Source organism: Pseudomonadales bacterium (assembly GCA_013215025.1).
Taxonomy (GTDB): Bacteria; Pseudomonadota; Gammaproteobacteria; order Pseudomonadales; family DT-91; genus DT-91.
The window spans coordinates 1-2,510 of the sequence record JABSRR010000130.1; the positions used below are offsets into that span (position 1 = coordinate 1).

The window sequence follows — 2,510 nt, forward strand, 5'->3', positions numbered from 1 at the left end:
GGGGCGGATGATATTAGGCCATTATGCCTTCAACTGCCGAGGCTTGCACAAAAAAATTAAACCGTGACTTATCTTATTGAGGATATTGCTGCCTAGCCATGACCAACAAGTTGGCGCCGCGCTCATCATTAGCAAGCCAGACTAGCACTTATCTAAAGAGAACTTACCCAAAATAGAACTCATTTGAACTAGAGCTCATCTAAACTAAAGCTCATCTAATTGGGCTTTGGCAGCCAACAAGGCTCGCAGACTATTTACCGTAACCTCTAATTCATCATCGCTGTAAGGCTTGCTGGGTAAAACACCCCATATCGGCTTTGGCCAGGCTGGGTCGGTGTGGTAGCGCACAATATGATGCACATGCAGCTGCGACACCACGTTACCCAGTGCTGCCACATTCAATTTATGCGCCTGAAAATGCACTTCCAAGTGTTTACTTACAAAAGCCGACTCCTCCCAAAACATCGCCAGGTCGTCAGCTTCCAGCTGATGCAGCTCGGCCAAATTTTCACGCCGCGGCACTAAAATTAGCCATGGGTAATTGGCATCTTTCGCCAGCAACACCTCACATAATGCAAACGACGCAATCTTTACTGTGTCGTTTTGTAGCTGTTCATCCAGCTTGAACATAGAAACCTCTGTACCAATTGTCCTTAGGGGATTAAAATTTACCGATTTAGCCAAGATGGCACAAGCCATTCATCCACTTTTTACAACGATTCAACGAATATTATGCGTACCAGCCAAGTTTTAATTGCCACCCTGAAAGAAACACCCGCCGATGCCGAAGTTATTAGCCATCAGCTGTTATTACGGGCTGGCTTTATTCGCAAATTAGCGTCGGGCTTATATAGCTGGCTGCCGCTAGGTTTGAAAGTGCTGCAAAAATGCGAAGCTGTGGTGCGCGACGAGATGAATAAATCCGGCGCGCAAGAAGTGTTGATGCCGGTTGTACAGCCAGCCGATCTCTGGCAAGAATCTGGCCGCTGGGAGCAATATGGCCCTGAGCTGCTGCGGATTCAAGACCGCCACCAGCGCGATTTTTGCCTAGGCCCGACACACGAAGAAGTCATTACCGACCTGATGCGTCACGAGCTCAGCTCGTATAAACAATTGCCGATGAATTTTTATCAAATTCAAACCAAGTTCCGTGATGAAGTTAGACCGCGCTTCGGCCTGATGCGCGGGCGTGAATTCACCATGAAAGACGCCTATTCGTTTCATGCAACATCTGACTGTTTGCAATCCACCTATGAGGTAATGCACCAAACCTATAGCAATATCTTCAGTCGCCTAGGCCTTAATTTTCGCGCGGTTGAGGCCGACACCGGCAGCATTGGCGGCAGCGCTTCGCATGAATTTCATGTATTAGCCGACTCAGGTGAAGACGATATCGCGTTTTCCACAGTGAGTGATTATGCTGCCAATGTTGAAATGGCTGAAGCTCTGGCACCTGCGGCACCGCGCAGCGAACCTAGCCAGTCGCTAAGCAATGTTGCCACCCCTAACACACACAGTATTGATGAAGTTTGTACGCTATTAAATATTAACGCTGCGCAAACCTTAAAAACGCTGATTATCGACGCCGACGATGACGGCTTAATTGCCCTCGTATTGCGTGGCGACCATACCGTGAATGACATCAAAGTTGAAAAACTCGACGGCGTTAGAGCGCCGATGCAGCTCGCCAGCGAAGATGCCGTCACCGAGGCGATTGGCTGCAAGCCTGGCTCTATAGGTCCGCAGGGCTTGGCAGAGCGCGGCATCAAGGTTTATGTTGATCGCAGCGCGGCAGCTGTTAGCGATGCAACCTGCGGCGCTAATCAAGATGGCTTTCATCTGACTGGCTTTAACTGGCAACGTGATGCAGCGCTTGGCGAGGTTGTTGATATTCGCAATGTCGTTGAGGGTGATCCAAGCCCCTGCGGTCAGGGCGACATAGCGATTAAACGCGGCATTGAAGTCGGGCATATTTTTCAACTCGGCACAAAATATTCAGAGGCCATGAAAGCCACCGTGCTAAACGAGCAAGGCAAAGCACACACCATGCTAATGGGCTGCTATGGCATTGGTGTATCGCGTGTGGTTGCTGCCGCGATTGAACAAAATCATGATGAGAAAGGCATTATTTGGCCTGCAGCCTTAGCACCTTTTCAGGTTGCGATCGTGCCGCTGAATATGCATAAATCAGACGCCGTCAAACAGGCCGCCGAAGATCTTTACGCCGAGCTAATCGAGCAAGGCATTGAAGTGCTGCTCGATGATCGCGATGAACGCCCTGGGGTGAAATTTGCCGACATGGAGCTGATGGGTATTCCGCATCGCTTCACCATTGGCGACAGAAGTTTAAAGCAGGGCGAAATTGAGTATCAGGCGCGTGCAGACAGCAATAATCAAGGTATTGCAGTTAGTCAGACAAAAGCGTTTATAGCTGAGCGCTTGCTTAACTAAGTTTCAATAAATAGCCGCTTCATTTTCAGACTGAATCAGTTATTTAAAAGCTGTGTGGA

2 protein-coding genes are annotated in these 2,510 nt (G+C 49.0%); one reads left to right on the forward strand and one right to left on the reverse strand.

What is annotated here, in order from left to right; genetic code table 11:
• Positions 1 to 204: 204 nt before the first annotated feature.
• Positions 205 to 630: an HIT domain-containing protein gene (locus HRU21_09070; protein ID NRA42442.1), complete on the reverse strand. Its 426-nt coding sequence runs from the start codon at positions 628 to 630 to the stop codon at positions 205 to 207.
• A gap of 102 nt (positions 631 to 732) precedes the next feature.
• On the opposite strand from HRU21_09070, the gene HRU21_09075 reads away from it, so the two are divergent.
• Positions 733 to 2,451, forward strand: coding sequence for a proline--tRNA ligase (locus HRU21_09075; protein ID NRA42443.1), 1,719 nt, complete (start codon positions 733 to 735; stop codon positions 2,449 to 2,451).
• The last annotated feature ends 59 nt before the right edge of the window (positions 2,452 to 2,510 follow it).